Genomic DNA, 5,483 nt, shown 5'->3' on the forward strand with positions numbered 1-5,483 from the left:
TTGGTTCACAGAACCTAATGATAAAGGAAATACTGATGAGAAAGCTTTCACTACTAATAACAACACTTACTTTGGCTTCAATAACAACAGGTTTTGCACAAAACGCACAAACTGGGATTACCTTTGGCGGCAATCTGGGAGCTGCCAGCACATCTGCCTATAATACCGATGGCCTTTCAAACTACACCAAAACACAAGGTGGTCTTTATGGCGGGATAAATATTGGTTATGATCTTGCCTTAACACAGAATGTAAGCCTGGGCCTTGAAACAGGTTATTATTATGGTTATGAATTATCCTCGCTTAAACTAGGTAGTGAAAAATCAAAAATAAACCAATGGAACATCCCATTTTTAATCGTTGGCAAATATATTTTCCACAATGGTGCAAATGTTTTTGTTAAAGGCGGGGTGGCTTATGTTGATCAAACCGTTAACACAACAGCAAACATTCTCTCTGGCATGAAAGAAACCAATCACGCCTTTTTACCAGAAGTTGCCCTAGGCGGTGGTTACTTATTCCAAAACGGGCTAAGCATCAATGGGCAATTAGGCTATATATTTGGTTCAACTGCAGAGATTGGTAAGTCAGATTCAATCAGCGGCAATGAAATTAAAGTGGCCGCCAGCGCCTCACTCATGGTAAATCTAAGCTATACATTGCCAATATAAACCATATAGCTACTAAAGTTACACACCCTTGACAAGTTGGTCGTTTGGGTAGATTGTCACCCCAGCCCTAACCGTTATAGATCAAACGATAACTTGCTATTTGGCTTTGCTTTTATAACAATAGCGTTTAAAAACATAAAACACCTGTTATGTACCCAACAAAGCCTTTAACCGTATCTAAATTAACGCTAATTAATATAACTGCCATTATAAGCTTAAGCTCCATTGCCTATATGGCAACAATAGGCCTATCCTCCATTATTTTTTATCTTATTGCTGGTTGCTTATTTTTAATTCCAACAGCCCTAGTCAGTGCCGAATTAGGCGGAATGCTTACAGCAGATAATGGTGGTGTTTACACCTGGGTAAAAGCGGCTTTTGGTGAAAAAGCAGGTGTTGTTGCCATTTGGATGGAATGGTTTAATAATGTTATAAGTTTTCCTGCTACTTTATCAGCGCTTGTTGCTACCGTTGCCTACATGGGATTTAGCGAGCTTATGAATAATAAAGCCGCCCTGTGGCTTTTGATGTTTATTATTTTTTGGCTCACAACCCTTTTTAATTTTCTCCCCATCAAAAAGGTCGTCATTCTTAATATTATCGGTGCGCTGTTTGGTATGATTTTGCCAGGTCTTCTATTATTAGCCGGTGCGCTTTATTTTATTATTAGTGGCAAAACCCAGCTGCAGTTCACACATATCAATAACTGGTTGCCAAGCCTGTCTTTTGCGACTTTTGCCTTGTTTGTCAAAACCCTATCAGGCTACTCAGGGATACAGGCAACAAGCTTTCATATCCAAAATATTGATAATCCAAAACGCAATGTGCCACGGGCAATACTTTACGCTATTGTTATTATCTTTTTACTTTCAAGCATCTCCACCGCCGCCTTAATCATTATCACACCATCTCAATCGATTAATCCCATGAACGGTCTGATTCAAGGTATCTCATCTGTATTAATCTTAATTGGTTTAGGAAAGCTTCAATCACTGATTGCCTTTTTAATCGCCCTTGGCATGCTTGCAGCACTAAGCACCTGGATGCTGGCACCGGCAAGAGCAATACAAGAAGTTGCCCATCAAAGACTGTTACCTAAGATACTGGCTAAGAAAAACAAGAACCAAATGCCGGTTAATGTGCTTTTAATCCAGGGCATTTTCGGCAGTTTACTCTCGTTTGTATTTTTATTTATGCCAACGATTCAATCGGCTTTTGCCATGCTTATTGCTTTAACTTCGCAGTTTACCGTTTTTATGTGGATAATGGTCTTTGCCTCCGCCATTTACTTGCGATTCAAACAACCCAACCGACAACGGGTGTTTCGCATCGGCAAAAAAGGTAACAAGGCTTTGATATTTATCTGCAGCCTAGGCATTTTAGCCTGCTTATGTGGATTAATCCTTGGCATTTTCCCACCTGGGTTCTCTCATATCCAGAACATAACCGCTTATATCAGCATAATGCTTATTGCCGATAGCATTATTATTCTCTTACCACTTATCTGGATTTATGTTCACAAGCACCAAAAAATCAATCCGCACATTTAATTGCTACCATCCGTAAGCGTACATAATCTGCATGCCAGGTATTATCATAGTAAAGCGTTGGTCGAAGTGCCTTTTCAAGCTGATTAAAGAATGCTTCATGCTGATTTTGCGGGATTTGTTGCAATAAGCCTTCTCTAAATACGCTCACCCAGTTTCTTAAACCTTCTTGCCCTTGAAGTTTTGTTGGTCGGTCAAAATGAATTGCATAAGTCACACGAAACCCATTTTGCTCAAGCAGGCTGCTATATTCACTTAGGCTTGGGTAGTAATTAAACGCTTTGGTCTCAACAACATCAAGGCTTTGCGCTATTTTCTCAACATCTGATAATATCGTTTGGATATTCCCTTTACCACCCATTTCAAAAACAAAACGACCACCTGGCTTTAATATATCAAACACATTATTAATCACCGCTTTGGCATCATGCATCCAATGAAGTGCCGCATTAGAAAATACCGCATCAAAATGATTATGTGCAAATGGAAATGGTTTTTCAGCATTATGATAGATAAAATCAATATCCGGGAAATGCTTTTTTGCCTGTGATAACATTGATTCAGAATAATCAACACCACAGACTTCACAGCCAGCTTCTTTAAGCTTATGGGTAAGATCACCGCCACCACAACCTAAATCAAGTATCACTTCACCTTTAACAGGGTTCAACAAAGAGACAACATCATTACCATAGTCAGTGACAAAGTGATGCTTCTGACTATATTGTATCGCATCCCATTTCATGGACCTATTACCCTTTTTAAAAATAATCGTGCCTTATTATAAGCAGAGGATGATACAAATCACAAATCAGTGACAAGCAGTAATACAATAGTGACAGTAAAAAAATTATGAAAAATTAAATGCATTTAAAAACAAAAAGCGGCGCAATTGCCAACATTTAAGGTTGAGGGGCTTAAATGTGAACGATTGTACCGCTTATCAATAACAAAGCCAGAACCTTGGCCAGTTATTTTTTGTATACTACATTAGAAGTAAACTGAAACGTCTAATGTATAAGCATTAGTGTGCTGGTTATTGTACATATGCATGTATGCATACTCTAGTCCAAGCAATACATTCTCTGTAAAGAATGGACGCTGAACAGATGCGATAACCATTTTATTAACGCCTGTACCAACACCACTATTTGGATCTGTTGTATAAGAATTGACAGATGAGCCGCTTAGCGTGATCGGCAAGTCATTCGTGTTATACGCACCGTTATAGGATAGGCTAAAGTTAGTTGAACGACCATAAATTTCAGGTGAAACACCCGCTGTGACATACCAGGCACCTGCAAGGCCATTATTTGTTGCACTAGATTTATTTGTCGTTTGCGCCCAACCAGCGCCAACACCATAAATATCATAGTTCAGACTGCCTTCAAAGTTAACCGCACCAATACGGTTAGTAGCAGTTCTATTGTCATTGCTATCCTCTGTTTGTGTTAAGGCATTAAAAGTATTATTACCAGAACCGCTGACATTGTAAATATAGCCACCATTCACACCATATGCCCACTTACCAGATTCACCCGCATAAAATGCTGCGTATGAGAAATCTGAGGTATGATCATTTGTCTGGAATAAAGTCACATTCGTGCTTAGGCCTTGACCATAGTAAGCAACCGAGGCATTAGCTACCCTGCTTGGACGGAATAACATTTGTGTTAATGAGCCAGTCCAAGGACCACCACCGGCAAATGAGCCTAATGGAATACGGTTTTTACCAATCGTTGCATAAACCGGGAAGTCGGCTAAATTACCAAACATGACCAACGCATCACTGACAGAAGGGTTATCATTCTGGTTACCAGATAGACTTAATTCCGCTGTCACATAATGACCCAAGTTTGCTGCTGTATAAAGTGTGGCGGTTGTAATATAGATACCCTTGCCTGACTGATACACAGGTCCTGATATATTATCAACGACATCAGATTTTAATGTGTTTATACTGCTGCCATGCCAGGTTTGTGCATCGGCTTCTAGATAACCACCAAAGACTAAAGCTTCATCTTTATAGATATTGCGCTGTTTTAATAAGCCCAGTGCAAATTGTGATGAAGACAGCATTCCCATTGGCACAACGCCATCGTGAATATCTGAGAACAAGAAATTTTGAATCTGGCCTTGGTTTGTTGGCACAGTCACATTCTGCTCATCACCATTAGTATCTTTTTGGTAAGCAGGCTGTGCTTTTTTGCCTTGTGCTTCGTTTTGATTTGCTTTTAAAGCAGCAATTTCCTGCTTTAATTGCGTGATCTGCGCCTGTATTGAGTTATCAGCATTATCAGCGGCAAAAGCGCTTGCTGATACGGCCGTTGCCAATACGGCAAGACTGATTTTTTTTAACATCGAGCTATCCCCTTCCTTTTCAATTGGATATTACACTTTTTACAACAATTCAATACATACTAAGATGTATTTCCACAATAAGATATCGAATCAGATAGCAAAAGAAAAGTAGAAAAAATATAAATTTTTAGCAACTGTTTAGATAAAATACAAAAAGCTAATTTTTTATAATTTCAAATGCGGGATTTGCGGGATTTTCGTATTCCAAGAACACTATCAAATATGTGCAAAGGAGCACTACACAGCGCTTATCGATAATTTAAAGCCCAACGCTTTTAGTATGTTGCCTAGCGTTAAAAATCGCGGGTTCCCTTTACTAGACAACACTCTATACAAATGCGCTCGATCTAACCCAGTTTTCCTAGATAGACAACCTATACCGCCTTGTGCTTCAACAACGTTTTTAAGCGCTAGCATAAAAGCCTGATTATCACCATCATTTTCATATTCTTCAAGTGCCACTTCTAAATAAGCAATTGCTTCTTCTTTATCATGCAGGCTTTGAATTAAGCTTTTATGATAATCTGTTGTGTTTTGAGTAACATAATTATGTCGAGTAGACATCTCTGTTTCTCCTATTTATAATTTAAATTTTAAACATAATGTGAGAAAGCATGATGCCCCTCACAGAACCGTACTTGTAGATTTCCCACATACGGCTCTTCAATTTAACTCACTGAACCTGTTAAAGTATAAAAATCATGTGTTATCCGTGGTTGCGGTAGTGGATAGCGTTCAATATATTTGTTGAACTTCTCCCAACTTAATTTCCGCTTTTGGCTTCTTCGATTTAACCATTTCTTTGCCAGCCTCTTGGCAATTGAGTAATAACTTGCGATCGCTGGGAAATTCCCGCTCACGCCATAGTATTCAAAATGCCCTCTTAGCTTAGCTTTGAGTGTTT

General features: G+C 39.0%; 6 protein-coding genes. 2 read left to right on the top strand and 4 right to left on the bottom strand.

Annotation, left to right across the window (positions count from 1 at the left end):
- Together DNK84_RS07760 and DNK84_RS07765 are read left to right on the top strand one after the other, a co-directional pair.
- On the top strand, window positions 1-671 hold a 671-nt coding region (locus DNK84_RS07760), incomplete at its 5' end, for an outer membrane beta-barrel protein (RefSeq protein ID WP_119343978.1).
- Window positions 672-820: 149 nt separating this feature from the next.
- The gene (locus DNK84_RS07765; protein ID WP_119343979.1) at window positions 821-2,221 is read left to right on the top strand and encodes an APC family permease; all 1,401 of its coding nucleotides are present in this window, start codon (window positions 821-823) and stop codon (window positions 2,219-2,221) included.
- Here the strand turns inward: DNK84_RS07765 and DNK84_RS07770 are convergent.
- The 4 genes from DNK84_RS07770 to DNK84_RS14310 form a co-directional block, all read right to left on the bottom strand.
- Window positions 2,205-2,963 carry a class I SAM-dependent methyltransferase gene (locus tag DNK84_RS07770; RefSeq protein ID WP_119343980.1) on the bottom strand — a complete coding sequence of 253 codons (759 nt, stop codon included), beginning with the start codon at window positions 2,961-2,963 and terminating at the stop codon, window positions 2,205-2,207. The two genes, DNK84_RS07765 and DNK84_RS07770, sit on opposite strands and share 17 nt — an antisense overlap.
- Before the next feature lie 245 nt (window positions 2,964-3,208).
- The gene (locus DNK84_RS07775; protein WP_119343981.1) at window positions 3,209-4,579 is read right to left on the bottom strand and encodes an LbtU family siderophore porin; all 1,371 of its coding nucleotides are present in this window, start codon (window positions 4,577-4,579) and stop codon (window positions 3,209-3,211) included.
- A 237-nt stretch (window positions 4,580-4,816) separates the two neighbouring features.
- Complete coding sequence (locus DNK84_RS07780) at window positions 4,817-5,143, bottom strand: addiction module antidote protein (RefSeq protein ID WP_119343982.1); 327 nt, start codon at window positions 5,141-5,143, stop codon at window positions 4,817-4,819.
- Between the two features lie 104 nt (window positions 5,144-5,247).
- On the bottom strand, window positions 5,248-5,483 hold a 236-nt coding region (locus DNK84_RS14310), incomplete at its 5' end, for a hypothetical protein (protein ID WP_208123234.1).

The organism is Facilibium subflavum, from assembly GCF_003574485.1.
Lineage (GTDB): Bacteria > Pseudomonadota > Gammaproteobacteria > Francisellales > Francisellaceae > Facilibium > Facilibium subflavum.

What these genes read in the sequence shown, in the direction of transcription:
- DNK84_RS07780 (WP_119343982.1), bottom strand. Translation starts at nt 5,143, where the DNA reads ATGTCTACTCGACATAATTATGTTACTCAAAACACAACAGATTATCAT.
- DNK84_RS07775 (WP_119343981.1), bottom strand. Translation starts at nt 4,579, where the DNA reads ATGTTAAAAAAAATCAGTCTTGCCGTATTGGCAACGGCCGTATCAGCA.
- DNK84_RS07770 (WP_119343980.1), bottom strand. Translation starts at nt 2,963, where the DNA reads ATGAAATGGGATGCGATACAATATAGTCAGAAGCATCACTTTGTCACT.
- DNK84_RS07765 (WP_119343979.1), top strand. Translation starts at nt 821, where the DNA reads ATGTACCCAACAAAGCCTTTAACCGTATCTAAATTAACGCTAATTAAT.